Here is an 18,299-nt window from a genome sequence, read left to right on the forward strand (position 1 = left end):
GGGCCGCCTCCCGGGAGCCGGGCGGTGCGACCGTCGCGCCGGTGCCGTCGAAGACGCAGCTGGAGGCCCCGCCGACCGAGCCGCTGCCGCAGCGCGTCGAGCAGCTCGCGCTCGCCGGCGACGTGACGTACGCGCTGCCGGAGCCGTCGGTGCTCAAGCCGGGCACGCCGCACAAGACGCGCTCGGCGGTCAACGACCGGGTCGTCGAATCGCTCACCGGGGTGCTCGACCAGTTCTCGATCGACGCGCAGGTCACCGGGTTCTCCCGCGGCCCGACGGTCACCCGCTACGAGGTCGAGCTCGGCCCGGGCATCAAGGTGGAGCGGGTCACGGCGCTGAGCAAGAACATCGCCTACGCGGTGGCCAGCGCCGACGTCCGCATCCTGAGCCCGATCCCCGGCAAGTCGGCGATCGGCATCGAGATCCCCAACGCCGACCGCGAGAAGGTCAGCCTCGGCGACGTGCTGCGCAGCCAGGTGGCGACGAAGAACACCCACCCGATGGTCATGGGCGTCGGCAAGGACGTCGAGGGCGGCTACGTTATCGCCAACCTCGCGAAGATGCCGCACATGCTCGTCGCGGGCGCCACCGGCTCCGGTAAGTCGAGCTTCGTGAACTCGATGATCACCTCGATCCTCATGCGCAGCACGCCCGACGAGGTGCGGATGATCCTCGTCGACCCCAAGCGGGTCGAGCTCACCGCCTACGACGGCATCCCGCACCTCATCACGCCGATCATCACGAGCCCGAAGAAGGCGGCCGAGGCGTTGCAGTGGGTCGTCAAGGAGATGGACGCGCGCTACGACGACCTCGCGGCGTTCGGGTTCAAGCACATCGACGACTTCAACCGGGCCGTCAAGGGCGGTCGGGTCAAGCCGCTGCCGGGCTCGGAGCGGGTGCTGCAGCCCTACCCGTACCTGCTCGTCGTCGTCGACGAGCTCGCCGACCTCATGATGGTCGCGCCGCGCGACGTCGAGGAGTCGATCGTGCGCATCACCCAGCTCGCGCGCGCGGCCGGCATCCACCTCGTGCTGGCCACCCAGCGACCGTCGGTCGACGTCGTCACCGGCCTCATCAAGGCCAACGTGCCGAGCCGGATGGCGTTCGCGACGAGCTCGCTGGCCGACTCCCGGGTCGTGCTCGACCAGCCGGGCGCCGAGAAGCTCATCGGGCAGGGCGACGCGCTGTTCCTGCCGATGGGCGCCAGCAAGCCGATGCGCGTGCAGGGCGCGTGGGTCACCGAGACCGAGATCCACGAGGTCGTCGCGCACGTCACCGGGCAGCTCAAGCCGACGTACCGCGAGGACGTGACGGTCAAGGCCTCGACGAAGCAGATCGACGACGACATCGGTGACGACCTCGATCTGCTGCTGCAGGCGACCGAGCTCGTGGTCACCACGCAGTTCGGCTCGACATCGATGCTGCAGCGCAAGCTGCGGGTCGGTTTCGCCAAGGCGGGCCGCCTCATGGATCTGCTGGAATCCCGTGGGGTCGTAGGACCTTCGGAGGGTTCCAAGGCGCGGGACGTGCTCATCAAACCCGACGACCTGCCGGGTACGCTCGCGCTCATGCGTGGTGACGAGATCCCCGACGACCCGGGCCTGGCGACCGATCCGGAGCCGGTGTATGCGGGTGCCATCGACGGTGAGCCGGGCGGTGACGCCGGTGAGGACGCCTGGCAGCTGACCGGGCGAGACCGCCGCTACTGACGTGCGTGGGCGTCCCCTCCGCCTGACCGCGTCCCTCCTGGCGGTGGCGGCCGTGACCGGCTGCTCCGGCATCGCCAGCGAGTCCGCAGGCACCGTGACCCAAGCGCCGACCAACGCGCCGCCGCAGGCCGCGACGCGGACCCCGACCGCCGGGGTGGTGTCGACGACCTCGGTGACGCCGTCCGGCAGCGTCTCCGACTCCGCGACCCCGGAGATCGACAGCACGACCACGCCGCCCGCGGGCCGCGCGGATCCCGCCGCGGTCAGCAGTGCCCTGGAGCCGGTGCGGGCCGAGTTCGGCTCGCGCCTCGCCGTCGCGTGGGGGCCGGTCGGTGCGCCCGAGCAGGTGCAGGTCGTCGGTGCGACTCGCGACATCGATTCGTGGTCGACGATCAAGGCCGCGATCGGGCTGGCTGTTGCGCGGAACGCCGACGGCGATCTCAGCGCGAATCAGCGCGATCTCATGACCGACATGCTGACGATCTCCGACAACGACGCCGCGAAAACGTTGTGGGACTCCCTCGGTGACCCCGACGACCGGGTCACGAAGGTGTTCCGCAGCACCGGCGACGCGACGACCCGGGCCGGTCGCGACGCCGACGGCGACCCCGTCTCCTTCGGGCTCACCGCGTGGCAGCCGGCCGACGCGGCCCGGTTCGCGACGATGCTGCCCTGCGCCGACGACGCCGACGTCGTGCTCGACTACATGGCCAGCATCACCCCGGAACAGCAGTGGGGTCTGGGCACCGTCTCCGGATCACGGTTCAAGGGCGGCTGGGGGCCCAGCGACCACGGCTACCTCGCGCGGCAGATCGGGGTGATCCCGAGGGCCGACGACACGTGGGTCGGCGTCGCCATCGCCGTGCAGCCCGACGACGGAACCCACGAGAGCGCCATCGACGCGGTCGACGACGCGACGCGAATCCTCGTCTCGCTGCTGGGGGCCGACGACTCCGGGAGCTGCCCGACGGGTTGAGCCCGGCGCGTCTGCGCCGTGGAGTGGCGTCTGCGCCGTCGAGCGTCTCAGCCGTCGAGCGTCGCGAAGCGGGCGAGACCGGGGGGCCTGGTGTCGGCAGCGGCGACCGCCTCCGCCCGGGCCCACGCGCGCTCGATGTTGCCGCCGGCGAGCTTGGCGAGGTCGTCGTCGTTCCAGCCGCGGTCGGCGAGGGCCGTGAGCAGCCGCGGGTAGCCGGTGACGTCCTCCAGCCCGGCCGGCAGGGAGTCGGTGCCGTCGTAGTCGCCGCCGAGGCCGACGTGGTCGATGCCCGCGACGGCGCGGACGTGCTCGACGTGGGCGACGACGTCGTCGAGGGTCGCGGTGGGCTTCGGCGGGCACGAGGTGGCCTGGAAGACCTTGAGTGCCTCCAGGTCGAGGGGGTCGAGGCCGGCGCGGGCGGCGCGGGCCATGCTGTCGGCCCGCCAGGCGGCCGCCGCGGGGGCGACGAACTCGGTGACGAACGTGACCATGCACACGCCGCCGTTGTCGCGCAGCCGTGCGAGCACGTCGTCGGGCACGTTGCGCGGACTGTCGCAGAGCGCGCGGGCGCTGGAGTGACTGAAGATCACCGGCGCGGTCGAGGTGTTGATCGCGTGGCGCATCGTGTCGGCCGAGACGTGGGAGAGGTCGACGAGCATGCCGAGCCGGTTCATCTCCCGCACGACCTCCTCGCCGAACCGCGAGAGCCCCCCGTGGCGCGGGGTGTCGGTCGCGGCGTCGGCCCACGGCACGTTGTGATTGTGGGTGAGGGTCATGTACCGCACGCCGAGCCGGTACAGCATCCGCAACGCGCCCAGGGAGCACCCGATCGACTGCCCGCCCTCGGCGCCGAGCATCGAGGCGATCCGCCCGTCGGCGATCGCGGTGCGGGCATCGGCGCTGGTCAGTGCCAGGCGCAGGTCGTCCGGGTGGGTCTGCACGAGGCGGTGCACGGCGTCGACCTGCTCGAGGGTGGCGGTGACCGCCTCGTCGTCCGTCATCGTGCCCGGCACGTAGACCGACCAGAACTGCCCGCCGACACCGCCCTCCCGCAGGCGCGGCAGGTCGGTGTGCGTGTCGGTGCGACGGATGGTCACGTCGAGCCGCTCCCAGTCGTAGCCGGCCTCGAGACGGGCATGCCAGGCGAGGTCGTTGTGCCCGTCGATGAGGGGCCGGCGTGCCAGGAGGTCACGCACGCGGTCACGGGAGGTGCGTGAGACGGTGCTGGTCATCCCCACACGATGACATGGCATGCGACCGTCGCGGTCACGGGGCGGGGTGTGTTCGTTCGCGCGTGTGACCAGGAGCGATGCGGGGCGGCGAGGGGCGCCACGTAGAGTGGAGCCATGTCGACCTCGAGCGCCAACCCCGCGGTCCCGGGCGAGTCCGACGGCGCGGGTCGGCGCGTGGCGATCGTCTCGCTCGGGTGCGCCCGCAACGACGTCGACTCCGAGGAGCTCGCCGGGCGACTCGACGCGGGCGGCTGGTCGCTCGTCGCCGACCCGGCTGCGGCGGACGTGGCCGTCGTCAACACGTGCGGCTTCGTCGAGCAGGCCAAGAAAGACTCGATCGACACGATCCTGAGCCTGTCCGACCTCAAGGGGCAGGGGCGTACCCAGGCCGTCGTCGCGGTGGGATGCCTCGCCGAGCGCTACGGGCGCGAGCTGGCGAGAGAGCTGCCCGAGGCCGACGCGGTGCTCGGCTTCGATTCCTACGCCGACATGTCCGCGCAGCTGCGCGGCATCCTCGCCGGCGACCGGCCCGCCTCCCACGCGCCGTCCGACCGGCGCCGGCTGCTCCCGATCTCGCCGGTCGCGCGGCCCGCCGCGGCGTCGGGCGTCGCGATGCCCGGCCACGGCGAGCGGTCCGACTCCGACCTGTCGGCCGAACTGTCGGCGGGCTTGCGGGCCGGGGGGTTTCCGGCCGGGGGTGCCCCGGTGCTGCGGTCCCGACTCGACGACCGGCCGTGGGCGCCGCTGAAGATCGCCAGCGGGTGTGACCGGCGCTGCGCGTTCTGCGCGATCCCCGCGTTTCGCGGCTCCTTCGTCTCCCGGGCGCCGCAGGACGTGCTCGCGGAGGCGCGCTGGCTCGCCGACCAGGGTGTCAGCGAGGTGCTGCTCGTCTCGGAGAACTCGACCTCGTACGGCAAGGACCTCGGCGACCTGCGGCTGCTGGAGCGGCTGCTGGGCGAGCTCGTCGCCGTCGACGGTCTGCAGACCGTGCGGGTGTCGTACCTGCAGCCGGCCGAGATGCGCCCCGATCTCGTGTCGGTCATGACGTCGACCCCCGGCGTCGCGCCCTACTTCGACCTGTCGTTCCAGCACGCCGCCGGAGGGCTGTTGCGCCGGATGCGCCGGTTCGGCGATCGCGAGTCGTTCCTGACGCTCATCGAGTCGATCCGGTCACGGGCACCAGAGGCGGGCATCCGCTGCAACGTCATCGTGGGATTCCCGGGGGAGACCGAAGACGACGTCGAGGAGTTGTGCGCGTTCGTCTCCGAGGCGGGCCTGGACGCCATCGGGGTGTTCGGCTACTCCGACGAGGACGGCACGGAAGCGGAGGGGCTCGACGGGCACCTGCCGCAGGACGTCGTGGACGAACGGGTCGAGCACGTCAGCGATCTCGTCGACGTGGTCGTCGCCGAGCGCGCAGCCGACCGGGTCGGTCAAGATGTCGTCGTGCTCATCGAAGAAGCCGGTGCCCAGACCGCCGGGTCCGTCGGGTCCGTCGGGTCCGCCCGCGTCGAAGCGGGTGCTGCAGCCGAAGCCGGTGCGGAGTCCGTGGACGTGATCGGGCGGGCGCTGCATCAGGGGCCCGAGGTCGACGGGATCTGCCGGGTCGTGATGTCGTCGGGTGCGTCAGGGACGCCGGGTGTGCGCGTCGGGGACCGGGTGCGCGGGGTGGTCGTCGACAGCGACGGAGTGGACCTCGTCGTCGCCGTCGGGGCCGGTGAGCGGCGATGACTGCGGCGGACCGGGAGCCGGAACGACCCTCGACCCCCGAGGGCCGGGCCCGGCAGGAGAGCCGCCCGGTGAGCAACTGGAACATCGCCAACGCCTTGACGGTGGCGCGGATCGTCATGGTGCCGGTCTTCGGCTGGCTGCTGCTGCACGGAGGCGGTCAGGCTCCGGCGTGGCGCTGGTGGGCGCTGCTCGTGTTCGTCGTCGCGATGGCCACGGACCGGCTCGACGGGGAGTTGGCGCGCTCGCGCGGCCTGATCACGGACTTCGGCAAGCTCGCCGACCCGATCGCCGACAAGGCGCTGACGGGCATGGCGTTCATCGGGCTCAGCCTCATCGGGCAGCTGTGGTGGTGGGTCACGGTGCTCGTGCTTGTGCGTGAGATCGGCATCACCGTGCTGCGATTCGTCGTCATCCGGTACGGGGTGATGCCCGCCAGCCGCGGCGGCAAACTCAAGACCGTGTTGCAGGCGGTGGCGTTGAGCATGTTGCTGGCCCCGATCGGTGGCGTGTGGTTGTGGCTGTCGGGTGCGGTCATGGCCGCCGCGGTGGTCGTCACCGTGGTGACCGGTGTCGACTACGTGCTGCAGGCGCGCCGGCTCGTGTCGGGGCGTTCGTGATCGGGTTGCTCGGCGCGTCGGGGTTGCAGTGAGCGACGTGAGCGACGTGAGCGACGTGGCTGTCGACGACGGATCGGGCCAGGTTGTCGACATCGGTCGTCTCATCGCCCACCTGCGCGAGCGGGGGGAGACGGTCGCGGCGGCGGAGTCGCTGACCGGGGGCCTGGTGGCGGCGGCGCTCACGCAGGTGGGTGGTTCGTCGGTCGTCTTCCGCGGGGGGATCGTCGCCTACCACAGCGATCTGAAGTCGAGCCTGCTCGGTGTCGACGCGGAGTTGCTCGCGGCGGGAGGAGCGGTGCAGGCGGAGGTCGCCCGGCAGCTCGCGCGCGGAGTGCGGGGCCGGACGCGCGCGACCTGGGGCGTGGGCACGACCGGCGCCGCCGGTCCCGAGCCGTCCGACGGCAAGGCGGTCGGCACGGTGTTCGTCGCCGTCGACGCAGACGGTGTGTGCCGGGTGCGCGAACTCGCGCTGCTCGGCGATCGGGCCGCGATTCGCGGGGCCACGGTGACGGCCGCTCTGCGGCTGCTCGGCGACTGCTCCGGAATGCCTTCCTGACCGTGGGCGTGGCAGCGGGTACCGTAAGGGAAGATCACTACGGTGGCCGAGGTTGACATGGTGATCGGCCGCTATCCGGGTCCGGTCGTTGCGTGAGGGAGGCGTCATGGTTGTCGTGTTGCGACGCGAGGTCGGTGACGTGTTGCGCACCCGCCGGGTCGACCTGGGGCGCACTCTGCGAGACGTCTCCGCACAGGCTTCTGTGTCGTTGGGGTATCTCAGTGAGGTCGAGCGCGGCGAGAAGGAGGCATCCTCGGAGTTGCTGGCCAGCATCTGCGCGGCGCTCGAATTGCCCATGTCGGCGATGCTGCGCGACGTCTCCGAGCGGGTCGAGCGCGCCGAGAACATCGATCGCGTCGCCGCCGTCGCCGTGTCGGCGCCGGTGAGCCTTCCGGTGCGGTCGAACCGGATGAAGGCGGCCTCCAACGCCGCCGTACGGGCGTCCGCCGCGTAAGCGAGGCGCCGCTTTCAGCGTGGCTGCCGTGTCAGCGCGTTCGCCGCGTCGGTGAGGCCGCCGCACGGGTCTCCGCCGCGTCAGCGACTCTGGCCACACCCGACCCTCGATGACCCCGACGCCCGTCACCGCCCGACCAACCGACCACCGTCACCGACCGACCAACCCGACCACCTCCTGTCACCGCCGTAGCCGCAGGCCCTGCGGCGTCATGGTGAAGCCCGCGTCGGCGAGTGCCTTGACGAGCGGATGCGTGGACCCGAGGATCTGCGCCCCGTCGGCGCGGCTGACCGTCAATCGCCCCAACGCCCCGCGATGCACGGCCTGCGCCAGCGCGCCGGCCGCCTGAGCAAGCACCCGCGGGTTCTCGGACCACGTGAGCAGCGTGCGGCCGCCGCGCTCCAGGTAGAGCACGAGGTCGCCGTCGTGGAGGACGACGAGGGCTCCCGCCTTACGCCCCGGCCGGTGACCGGTCTCGGCCTCCGAGAGAGGCTGCGGCCAGGGCAGCGCCGCCCCGTACGGGTTGGCCGGGTCGGTGGCGGCGAGCAGCAGCGTGTCAGGGCCGTCGCCGGGCGTGGCGGGGCCCGAGCCGACGCGCGCACCGACGGCCGCGCCGGGGCGCGCGCCGGACCCTGCACCGGCCCTCACGTCGGAACCCGCGCCGAGCCGCGCGCCGGAACCGGCGTCGACATCGTCGCCGACGCCGGACGCGGTGTCGGAGCCCGAGTGCCGGGAGCGGTGACCGCTGCCGAGCGAGCGCAGCAGATCGATCGCCGCGGGCGGCGCGAACTGTGAGGCGCCGAGGCCCTCGACGAGGTAACCGCGGCGCACCCGGCCCGACTCCTCGGCGCGCGCGAGCACCCGGTAGATCGCCGCGAACCCACCGTCGATCTCCTCCGCGACCGCCGCACCGCGCGTGACGACGCCATGTCTGGCCAGCAGCAGCTCCGCCGCGGCGACCGCCCGCGCGGTCGGTTCGGTGACCGGCTCCGGCAGCAGGCTCCACCGGCCCGCGGTCGTCCCGGTGCGGGCCGCGCGACCCCGCTCGACCGGTGCGGTCGCGGTTCCCACGGCGTTCATCGCTCCCAGCGATCCCAGCGATCCCAGCCCCGTGCCGGTCCGTGAGCCGAAGCGGCGGCCCCGTGGTGGCGGCCGGCGACGCCGATGCGCGCCCCCACCGCCGAGACGCGCCCGGACCGCCGCGTAGCTGTCGGTGCCGATCTGTCCGCGCAGCGCCAGATCCCACAACAGCGTCTCGATGTCGACGCTCGACCCGGGTGCCGCCTGCCGGACGAGGCGTTCAAGCGTGTCGGCGAAATACCCCGCCCCGTCCTGCAACAGATCGAGCAACGCCGCATGCGCGGTCGCGGCGTCGGGAGACATCGCCTCGTGCGGCGCGACGGCCTCGGCGCCGTCCGAAGGCCCGAGCGACAGTGTCAACTCGGCGGTGGCCACGGGATGCAGCGACACCCACAGGTCGCCGCCCGGGATCGAGCCGTGGGCCTGCCAGCACACCTCCCCGGACGACATCGCCTCGTCGAGGAGCTGCGGGGTGTAGTCAGCGACTCGGGCGGGGAGCACGAGGCTCTCCAGGGCGCTGGCGGGCATGCGGGCTCCGGCGAGTTGCTCGACGGCCTGCAGCAGACCGTCGTAGCCGCGTAACCGCCCCGGCATCGACTGCCACCGGGGCAGGAAGACCGCTAGATCACGCGGTGACACCGGCTCGAGCTCGGCGCGCAACCCGGCGAGCGAGCGGCGCTTGAGACGGCGCAGTACCCCCGCATCGCACACGTCGTCGCCGTGCTCGTCGGGCCCGCGCAACTCCAGAGGGCGCAGCGGACCCTCGACCAATCGACCCGAGGCGACGAGGCCGGCGATCGCCGTGCGCGCGACTCCCTCCGGCAGGTCGAAACGCGCGGCTGCCGTCGCGGGGGTGAACGGTCCTCGGCCCGCGGCGAACCGGGCCAGGAGCGCCGCGACCGGGTTGTCGCGGACGTCGAGGAAGGCCTCCGGGATCCCGACGGGCAACGCGACCCCGAGTGCGTCCCGCAGCCAGCCGGAGTCTTCGATGACGGCCCACATCGGGCGGCCGCCGATGCGGACCCCGATGAGGCGACGTGACCGCTCGAGTTCGACCAGCCAGCCCTCGACCTGCGAAGCGGACTCGGGTCGGGTGCGTGCGGTGATCTCGGCGGTGGTCAGGGGCCCCAGCCGACGCAGCATGTCGGTGATGTCTTCGGCGCCGCGGCAGCGCCGCTCGTCGGTGAGGTGCTGCAGTTCGGCCTCGACGTCGAGTACCGCCTGCGGGTCGAGCAGGTCGCGCACGAGCGCGCCGTCGGTACCGAGCAGCTCGGCGAGCAACCCTGGATCCAGCGCGAGCGCCGCGGCCCGGCGCTCGGCCAGCGGGGAGTCACCCTCGTAGAGGAACTGCGCCACGTAGCCGAACATGAGGCTGCGGGCGAACGGCGACGCCGACGGGGTCTGCACGTGGGAGACCTGGACGCGGCCCGCCTCGATGTCACCCAGGAGCGCGCGCAGCCCGGGCACGTCGTAGACGTCCTGGATGCATTCTCGGACCGCCTCCAACACGACCGGGAACTGCGGATACCGGGAGGCGACCTGCAACAGGTGCATCGCACGCTGCCGCTGCTGCCACAGCGCCTGGCGGCGGCGCGGGTCGCGCCGCGGCAGGAGCAGCGAGCGGGCTGCGCACTCCCGGAACCGGGAGGCGAACAGCGCCGAGCCGCTGACCTGCCCGGTCACCAGCTCGGTGACCTCGTCGGCCGGCGGCAGGATCGCTTCGGCCAGCTGAGCCGCCCACTCGTGCTCGCCGCGGTCGTCGATGTCGATGTCCGGCAGGCTGAGCACGATCCCGTCGTCGCCGTGCATGATCTGCACGTCGACGTCGAACCGCTCGCGCAGCCGCGCGCCGATGATCAGCGCCCACGGGGCGTGCACCTGCGCTCCGTACGGGGAGTGCAGGACCACGCGCCAGTCGCCGAGTTCGTCGCGGAAGCGCTCGAGCACGAGGTGCCGGTCGTCGGGGACGCCTCCGGTGCTGTCCGCCTGCTCGCGCAGGTAGGAGAGGAGATTGTCGGCCGCCCACTCGTCGAGGCCGGCGTCGGTGAGACGGGCCCGGGCGACCTCGTCGGAGGCGGTCGCCAGCTCCCGCACGAACCCGCCGACGGCGCCGCCGAGTTCGCTGCCGCGACCGATCCCGTCGCCCCGCCAGAAGGGCAACCGCCCGGGCGCGCCGGGCGCGGGGGTGACCAGCACCCGGTCGTGGGTGATCTCCTCGACCCGCCAGGAGGAGGTGCCGAGGGTGAAGACGTCACCGACCCGGGATTCGTAGACCATCTCCTCGTCGAGCTCGCCGACGCGCCGACCGGCGCCCCCGCCTCCGGCGAGGAAGACGCCGAAGAGCCCGCGATCGGGGATCGTGCCGCCGCTGGTGACCGCCAGCCGCAGCGCCCCCGGGCGGCCGCTGAGCACGTCGGTGGCGCGGTCCCACACGATCCGCGGCCGCAGTTCGGCGAACTCTTCGCTGGGGTAGCGCCCGGCGAGCATGTCGAGCACCGACTCCAGCACTGCGCGCGTGAGTTTCGCGTAGGGGCTCGTGCGGTGCAGAAGCGTGAGCAGGTCGTCGATGGCCCAGTCGTCCTGCGCGCACATCGCCACGACCTGCTGAGCGAGCACGTCGAGCGGGTTGACCGGGGTGTGCAGCTGCTCGATCTGGCCGGCCCGCATGCGTTCGACGACGACCGCGGTCTGCACGAGGTCGCCGCGGAACTTCGGGAAGAACACTCCGCGCGAAGTGGCGCCGACCTGATGGCCGGCCCGCCCGACCCGCTGCAGGGCGCTGGAGACCGTGGGCGGCGACTCGACCTGCACGACCAGGTCGACGGCCCCCATGTCGATGCCGAGTTCGAGGCTGCTCGTCGCGACGACAGCGGGCAGTCGGCCGCTCTTCAACTCGTCTTCGATGACCGCCCGGGCCTCCTTGCTCACCGACCCGTGATGGGCTCGCGAGATGACCGGGCTCGCCCCGTGGCTCACGCCCGAGGCGAGCATCTGGGCCGGTGGTGCGGACGATGGCCTCCAGTTGCCGGCGAAGACGCTGCCCGCCTCACCGCCGGGTGAGGAGACGGGGTCGTCCGGCTCCCGCCCCTCATCGGCATCGGTCGCGCCGGTCTCGGCTGCCGCGAGACGTTCCTGCCACAGCTCGTTCAGGCGCGCGGTGAGCCGCTCCGCCAGGCGGCGGGAGTTGACGAACACGAGCGTGGACCGGTGTGCGGTGACGAGGTCCAACACGCGTTCTTCGACGTGCGGCCAGATCGAGGCGCGCTGCGTCGGATCGGCCGCGGGCGCCCACGGCTCCTCCACACCCGACCCGCCATCCAACCCGGCATCAAACCCGGTGCCCGACCCGGGCTCGAACCCCGAATCCAAACCCGGGTCAGGTGCATACGCCACCCCGGGGGCACCGCCGAGTTCCCCAAGGTCGGGCACGGGCACCTGCACCGACAACTCCCATGTCTTCGTCGACGGCGGCTGCACGACTCGGACGGGCTGCCGGCCGGCGAGAAAGTCGGCGACCGCTTCGACCGGCCGCACGGTGGCGGACAGCCCGATGCGTTGGGCGGGCCTCGTGAGCAGCTCGTCGAGCCGCGCCAGGCTGACGGCGAGATGCGCGCCACGTTTCGTGCCGGCGACCGCGTGGATCTCGTCGACGATCACCGTCTCCACACCGCGCAGCGCCTCCCGAGCGGATGAGGTGAGCAGCAGAAACAGCGACTCCGGCGTGGTGATGAGGATGTCGGTCGGGCGCCGGGCGAAGTCGCGGCGCTCCTGCGGGGTGGTGTCGCCCGAGCGCACCCCGACCCGCACGTGGGGCACGGGCAGCCCCAGCCGTCGCGCCGACTGGCCGATGCCGACCAGCGGCGAGCGAAGGTTGCGTTCGACGTCGACGGCCAGCGCCTTCAGCGGCGAGACGTACAGCACCCGGCACGCGCGCATCGGGTCAGTGTCGGGGTCAGCGTCGGGATCGGTGCCAGGATCGGTGTCGGGAGTGCGCAGGTCGGCCGGCTTGCCCGGGGGCACTCCGGCGGCGCGGGCATGCAGCCGGTCGAGAGCCCACAGGAAGGCGGACAGTGTCTTGCCGGAGCCGGTGGGCGCGACGACCAGGGTGTGTTCGCCGGAACTGATGGCACTCCAGGCCGCCTCCTGCGCGGGCGTCGGGGCGGCGAAGGCACCGGTGAACCAGGCGCGGGTCGCGGGGGAGAAGCGCTCGAGCACGCTCGATGCGCCGGACGTGCCGGACGTGCCGGACGTGGGCGACTCCATCGCGGCGGACCTCCTTTCGCCCGAAGAGCGGACCTCACCGACCCGACGCACGGCGCGCAGCAGGCGCTCCGAGGCCGGCTCGGACGGTGACGGCACCGGGGTGGCGCCGCGAGATCAGCCTGCCACCCGCCACCGACAAGATCCGCGACAGCCCACTGACCTGCGTATTCACCGTCACCTTCGGTCGAAGCGGGGGTTTCGGACGCCGGGTGGTTCACTGGGCTGATGCGACTGAGCCAGTTCTGGCAGCTGATGGACGACGAGTTCGGACGCGCCTACGCGCGCACCCTCGCGCGGCACCAGAGCCTGCCCGATCTGTCGGGGGCAACCGTCGACGAGGCACTGGACCGCGGCGTCGCCCCGCGGCGCGTGTGGCAGGCGGTGTGCGAGCAGATGCAGATCCCATCGGAACGCCGGCTCGGCGTCGACCGACCGATCGTCGAGAACCCCGAATAACCCTCCGTCGCACAGGCGGCGCGGGTGTTGTCGCGGAAAGCCGGTCAGTCGTTGCGGCGGTTGACCATCACGGCGACCGGGCACGGCGCGGCCGTCAGCATGTGCTGGCTCACCGAACCGAGCAAGAGGCCGGAGAACCCGCCGCGACCCCGGCTCCCGACGACCATGAGGTCGCTGCCCTGGGTGGCGTCGAGCAGTACCTCCTCCGTGCGGCCACGTTCGATGCGGGTGTGCACCTGCACGTCGGGGTGCTCCTGACGGGTCGAACCGAGTGACTTCTCCAGAGTCGCCTCGTGTTTCGCCGTGACGGTCTTCCACCCTTCCGACTCCGGCGTGGTGACGACCATCCCGTTGACGACCTCGAGCCACCAGGCGAGCACCAGGGTGACGCTGCCTCCGGCGCCGGCCATGCGCATCGCGAACTGGACGGCCTGCGTCGAGTCATGCGAGCCGTCGACGCCGACGGTGATGCGCAGCGGTCCGCCCGGGTGCTCGGGGTGGCCGTCGCGGACGACGACGACGGGGCACCTCGCGTGCGCGGCGGTCTGCAGCGAGACGGTGCCCATGACGACCGCCGACAGCCCGCCGTGCCCGCGGCTGCCGACGACGACGAGTTCGGCCTCCCGCGACGCGATGACCAGGTGCTGAGCGGGTCGACCCCAAGGCCGGCTCACGGTGACGGGCAGGTCGGGTGCGATCGAGTGGACGTACTCGACCGCCCGATCGGTGACCTCCTTGCTGGAGTCGAGGGCTTCGAGGCTGGGGTCGGACCACTCCACGGCGCTGTCGAGGTGGGCCGCGCCGATGTAGGACTCCCGGGCGCACAGCAGGTGGAGCGGGCGCGAGCGCCGCGCCGCGTCGGTCACCGCCCAGGCGAGTGCTCGCTGCGCCTGTGCGGAGCCGTCGATGCCGACGACGACGGCGCCCTGCGGCACCGCGTGATCGTCGGCCTGCGCCAGCTGGTCGGCGGAGTCGGGGTTAGCGGGCACCGGATTCGCGTCGTCGCTCATAGGCCGATTGTCCATGAGTCGGTCGATCTCGGGCGGGTGCGCGGCAAGGAAACCTTGGCGATGCAACGAGACGCCCGGGATCCCTGGCGTGTCGCGACCGACCCTCCGCATCATCGAACAGATGTACGCCTAAAGTGTCCACAGGGGTGCCCGACCGGGTGCCGTCGTCCACAGCCGATCGGCTCGGCCCGCACCTTGTCGGTGCTCACCCCTAGCGTCTGACCAGAGCCCGTTTCCACGACGGCCTCGGGCCTGGTCGAAGGTAGACGGCGGACCCACGACACGACGAAGGAGCCGACGCAGATGGCTGCGAACGATCACAAGCAGAAGTCTCTCGACACTGTCATGGCACAGATCGAGAAGAGTTACGGCAAGGGCGCGGTGATGCGCCTGGGCGACGATGTGCGCCCACCGATCGAGGTGATCCCCACGGGGGCGATCTCCCTCGACATCGCCCTGGGCATCGGCGGGTTGCCGCGCGGCCGGATCGTCGAGATCTACGGTCCGGAGTCCTCCGGTAAGACGACCGTGGCGCTGCACGCCGTGGCCAACGCTCAGCGCGCCGGTGGCATCGCGGCGTTCATCGACGCCGAGCACGCTCTCGACCCCGAATACGCCAAGAAGCTCGGTGTCGACACCGACGCCCTGTTGGTGTCTCAGCCCGACACCGGCGAGCAGGCGCTGGAGATCGCCGACATGCTGATCCGCTCAGGGGCACTCGACATCATCGTCGTCGACTCCGTGGCGGCGCTCGTGCCGCGCGCCGAGATCGAGGGCGAGATGGGTGACAGCCACGTCGGTCTGCAGGCCCGCCTCATGTCGCAGGCGCTGCGCAAGCTCACCGGAGCGCTGAACAGCTCGGGCACGACCGCGATCTTCATCAACCAGCTGCGCGAGAAGATCGGCGTCATGTTCGGCTCCCCGGAGACCACGACCGGTGGAAAGGCGCTGAAGTTCTACTCCTCGGTGCGCCTCGACGTGCGCCGCATCGAGACCCTCAAAGACGGCTCGGAGCCGGTCGGCAACCGCACCCGCGTCAAGGTCGTGAAAAACAAGGTGTCGCCGCCGTTCAAGCAGGCCGAATTCGACATCATCTACGGGCAGGGCATCTCCCGTGAGGGCGGCCTCATCGACATGGGTGTGGAGCAGGGCTTCGTGCGCAAGTCGGGCTCCTGGTACACCTACGACGGCGACCAGCTGGGGCAGGGCAAGGAGAACGCCCGCGGGTTTCTGCGCGACAACCCGGAGTTGGCCGACGAGATCGAGCGCAAGATCAAGGACAAGCTCATGGTCGGGCGCAGCGCGGACGACGCGGCCCCCGACGCGCAGGCCGCCAGCGGCGGCAACGACACCAAAGGTGCGCTCAACGGCAAGAAGATCGCGCCCGAAGAGGTCCCGGTGACCTTCTGAGCGAGTGCTCGCCGACATGACATCACGACTCGACGAGGCGCGCGACCTGCTGGCTCGTGCGGAGGCGGCTGCCTCCGCACGAGCGTCGGCCGCGCCGGAATCATCCGACCGCTCCGGGGGCTCGACACGATCCACCCGATCTACCCGGTCCACCCGATCTGCCCGGTCCACGCGGTCCGAACCCGTGAATCCTTCGCAGCCGGCCCCGGAGCCGGATCCGGATCGCGACGCCGACCCGGAAGCGGTCGCGCGGCAGATCGTGCTGCGTCAGCTGACGATGGCCCCGCGCAGCCGCGCCCAACTCGAGGAGAAGCTGCGGGCTCGGCAGTGCCCTGACGACGTCGCTGCCGCGGTGCTCGACCGGTTCACCGAGCTCGGGCTCATCGACGATCAGGCCTACGCGGAGACGCTGGTTCGCTCCCGCCGGGAGACTAAGGGGCTGGCGCGGCGCGCGCTGGCTCACGAACTGCGCCGTAAGGGAGTGGCCGACGACATCGTCGACGACTCCTTGTCCGAGATCGACTCCGCTGATGAGGCCGAGCAGGCCCGGCGCCTGGTCGACAAGCGGCTGCGAGCGTTGCACGGACTCGCCCCCGACGTGCAGACCCGCCGGCTGGCAGGGATGCTCGCCCGCAAGGGCTACTCCTCCGGGCTGGCCTACCGGGTCATCCGGGAGGCTCTGGCCGAGTCGCCGGAGCACCGCCGCGACTGACGGGCCTCATCGCCGGGCTTGAGCGAAGAGGCGGCCGACGGACTCGACCGACCGACGCGGGCTACGAGTCGGTCGAGCCCGTCGACACGCGGAACGACCACAGCTCGGCGCTCATGCCAACCGGGCGCTGACCCGCCTCGGCCGAATCTCCCGGAGCGGCCTGCGAACCCCCGTGCCCGTGCCCGTGGCCGTGGCCGTGCCCGTGCCCGGAAGCGGGCGCGGTCTCGGACGCGCCGCGATGGGCGTTGCTGAAGTCTTGGCTCTTGGTCCACGCCTCGAACGACTCCTCATCGGCCCATCGGGTGATGACGAGCCAGGTGGTGCGCTCATCGGTGGGTTGCAGCAGCTCGAAGCCCTCGAAGCCGGGCTGCCCGTCGACGGCGCCGGCACGGGCGGCGAATCGGCGACCCAGCTCGTCGCCGCTGCCGGCCGGCACGGTGATGGCGTTGATCTTGATGACGGTCATTCCCCGATCCTGCCTCGGATCCTGTCCGGCGGCCGCCCGGGGACCTCGTTCGAGTACGACCCCGACGATTACGGCGCATCCAGCCACCGCTATTACCCTGAGGGCGCGATGAAGACCTACGACGTGCGCACCCACGGGTGCCAGATGAACGTGCACGACAGCGAGCGCCTCGCCGGCCTGCTCGAAACCGCCGGGTACACGGACATCGCCGCTGTGCCCCGAGGGGAGCGACCCGACGTCGCCGATGTCGTCGTCTTCAACACGTGCGCCGTGCGGGAGAACGCCGACAACAAGCTCTACGGCAACCTCGGACAGCTGCGTCCCGCCAAGACGGCCAACCCCGACCTGCAGATCGCCGTCGGCGGCTGCATGGCCCAGAAGGACCGCGACACGATCGTCAAGCGCGCCCCGTGGGTCGACGTCGTCTTCGGCACGCACAACATCGGCAGCCTGCCCGCCCTGCTCGACCGGGCCCGGCACAACAAACGCGCCGAGGTCGAGATCCTCGAATCCCTCGAGACCTTCCCCTCCACGCTGCCGACCCGCCGCGACTCCGCCTACGCTGCGTGGGTGTCGATCTCGGTGGGCTGCAACAACACCTGCACCTTCTGCATCGTCCCGAGCCTGCGCGGCAAGGAGGCCGACCGCCGCCCCGGCGACGTCCTCGCCGAGGCCCGCGCCCTCGTCGAGCAGGGCGTCGTCGAGATCACGCTGCTCGGGCAGAACGTCAACACCTATGGCGTCGAATTCGGCGACAGACAGGCGTTCGGCAAGCTGCTGCGCGCCTGCGGCGACATCGAGGGCCTCGAACGGGTCCGCTTCACCAGCCCGCACCCCGCCGCCTTCACCGGCGACGTGATCGACGCCATGGCCGCCACCCCCAACGTCATGCCCAGCCTGCACATGCCGCTGCAGTCCGGCTCCGACCGGGTGCTCAAGTCCATGCGGCGCTCGTACCGCAGCGAGAAGTTCCTGCGCATCCTCGCCGATGTGCGTGCGCAGATTCCCGACGCGGCCATCACCACCGACATCATCGTCGGCTTCCCCGGCGAGACCGACGCCGACTTCGAGGAGACGCTGCGCGTCGTGCGAGAGGCCCGGTTCGCCAGCGCCTTCACGTTCCAGTATTCGATCCGCCCCGGCACGCCCGCTGCGACCATGCCCGACCAGGTGCCCAAGCACGTCGTCCAGGAGCGCTTCGAGCGGCTCGTCGCGCTGCAGGACGAGATCTCCTGGGCCGAGAACCACGGGATCGAGGGGCGCGAGGTCGAGGTGCTCGTCGCCCCCTTCGAGGGCCGCAAGGACGCCGAGACCGCCCGCATGTCCGGCCGCGCCCGCGACAACCGGCTCGTTCACTTCGCCCTCCCGCCGGACCTGCCCGAGAGCGATCGCCCGCGTCCCGGTGACGCCGTGCGGGTGGGCGTCACCTACGGCGCCCCGCACCACCTCGTCGCCGACTCGGCAGCCACCGGCGGACTGTTCGAGGTGCGTCGTACCGCCGGCGGCGACGCGTGGGCCGCGACCCAGGACAACCCCGTACCCGGACGGCCCACCGTCTCCCTCGGCATGCCCTCGGTCGGAGCGCCCAAGCCCGTCGCCGCGCCCGCCTGCCGCTGACCACTCGCTG

14 protein-coding genes are annotated in these 18,299 nt (G+C 71.8%); 10 read left to right on the forward strand and 4 right to left on the reverse strand.

Going from position 1 to position 18,299, the window contains the following annotated elements:
• Together PINTE_RS10740 and PINTE_RS10745 are read left to right on the forward strand one after the other, a co-directional pair.
• On the forward strand, positions 1–1,709 hold a 1,709-nt coding region (locus tag PINTE_RS10740), incomplete at its 5' end, for a DNA translocase FtsK (protein WP_157087175.1).
• 43 nt (positions 1,710–1,752) lie between these two features.
• Complete coding sequence (locus tag PINTE_RS10745) at positions 1,753–2,685, forward strand: serine hydrolase (RefSeq protein WP_157087176.1); 933 nt, start codon at positions 1,753–1,755, stop codon at positions 2,683–2,685.
• A 47-nt stretch (positions 2,686–2,732) separates the two neighbouring features.
• Here PINTE_RS10745 and PINTE_RS10750 read toward each other — a convergent pair whose 3' ends face one another.
• Positions 2,733–3,917, reverse strand: a complete 1,185-nt coding sequence (locus tag PINTE_RS10750; protein ID WP_068430034.1) for a dipeptidase — start codon at positions 3,915–3,917, stop codon at positions 2,733–2,735.
• A 114-nt stretch (positions 3,918–4,031) separates the two neighbouring features.
• On the opposite strand from PINTE_RS10750, the gene rimO reads away from it, so the two are divergent.
• The 4 genes from rimO (at position 4,032) to PINTE_RS10770 (ending at position 7,275) form a co-directional block, all read left to right on the forward strand.
• The gene (gene rimO / locus PINTE_RS10755) at positions 4,032–5,648 is read left to right on the forward strand and encodes a 30S ribosomal protein S12 methylthiotransferase RimO (protein WP_068430038.1); all 1,617 of its coding nucleotides are present in this window, start codon (positions 4,032–4,034) and stop codon (positions 5,646–5,648) included.
• Complete coding sequence (gene pgsA, locus PINTE_RS10760; protein ID WP_068430041.1) at positions 5,645–6,265, forward strand: CDP-diacylglycerol--glycerol-3-phosphate 3-phosphatidyltransferase; 621 nt, start codon at positions 5,645–5,647, stop codon at positions 6,263–6,265. Before rimO ends, pgsA begins: the two co-directional genes overlap by 4 nt.
• A 46-nt stretch (positions 6,266–6,311) precedes the next feature.
• Entirely contained in the window at positions 6,312–6,821 is a 510-nt protein-coding gene (locus PINTE_RS10765; protein ID WP_245642906.1) for a CinA family protein, read from the forward strand.
• Between the two features lie 106 nt (positions 6,822–6,927).
• Complete coding sequence (locus tag PINTE_RS10770) at positions 6,928–7,275, forward strand: helix-turn-helix domain-containing protein (protein WP_068430046.1); 348 nt, start codon at positions 6,928–6,930, stop codon at positions 7,273–7,275.
• 180 nt (positions 7,276–7,455) lie between these two features.
• Here PINTE_RS10770 and PINTE_RS10775 read toward each other — a convergent pair whose 3' ends face one another.
• Entirely contained in the window at positions 7,456–12,618 is a 5,163-nt protein-coding gene (locus PINTE_RS10775; RefSeq protein ID WP_068430048.1) for an Lhr family helicase, read from the reverse strand.
• 225 nt (positions 12,619–12,843) lie between these two features.
• On the opposite strand from PINTE_RS10775, the gene PINTE_RS10780 reads away from it, so the two are divergent.
• A complete protein-coding gene (locus PINTE_RS10780) occupies positions 12,844–13,074 on the forward strand; it encodes a DUF3046 domain-containing protein (protein ID WP_068430050.1) in 231 nt (76 codons plus the stop codon).
• Positions 13,075–13,118: 44 nt separating this feature from the next.
• Here the strand turns inward: PINTE_RS10780 and PINTE_RS10785 are convergent, their stop codons facing one another.
• Entirely contained in the window at positions 13,119–14,084 is a 966-nt protein-coding gene (locus PINTE_RS10785) for a universal stress protein (RefSeq protein ID WP_068430052.1), read from the reverse strand.
• Positions 14,085–14,387: 303 nt separating this feature from the next.
• Between PINTE_RS10785 and recA the strand changes: the two genes are divergently transcribed.
• Positions 14,388–15,494: a recombinase RecA gene (gene recA / locus PINTE_RS10790; RefSeq protein ID WP_068430054.1), complete on the forward strand. Its 1,107-nt coding sequence runs from the start codon at positions 14,388–14,390 to the stop codon at positions 15,492–15,494.
• A gap of 184 nt (positions 15,495–15,678) precedes the next feature.
• The gene (locus PINTE_RS10795; protein ID WP_245642907.1) at positions 15,679–16,206 is read left to right on the forward strand and encodes a regulatory protein RecX; all 528 of its coding nucleotides are present in this window, start codon (positions 15,679–15,681) and stop codon (positions 16,204–16,206) included.
• Positions 16,207–16,267: 61 nt separating this feature from the next.
• Here PINTE_RS10795 and PINTE_RS10800 read toward each other — a convergent pair whose 3' ends face one another.
• Positions 16,268–16,672 (reverse strand): antibiotic biosynthesis monooxygenase family protein, encoded by a 405-nt coding sequence (locus PINTE_RS10800; RefSeq protein ID WP_068430062.1) that lies wholly within the window; start codon positions 16,670–16,672, stop codon positions 16,268–16,270.
• Between the two features lie 108 nt (positions 16,673–16,780).
• Between PINTE_RS10800 and miaB the strand changes: the two genes are divergently transcribed.
• Positions 16,781–18,289 (forward strand): tRNA (N6-isopentenyl adenosine(37)-C2)-methylthiotransferase MiaB, encoded by a 1,509-nt coding sequence (gene miaB, locus PINTE_RS10805; RefSeq protein ID WP_068430064.1) that lies wholly within the window; start codon positions 16,781–16,783, stop codon positions 18,287–18,289.
• Positions 18,290–18,299: the final 10 nt, after the last annotated feature.

Source organism: Piscicoccus intestinalis NBRC 104926, from assembly GCF_001515525.1.
Classification (GTDB): Bacteria; Actinomycetota; Actinomycetes; order Actinomycetales; family Dermatophilaceae; genus Kineosphaera; species Kineosphaera intestinalis.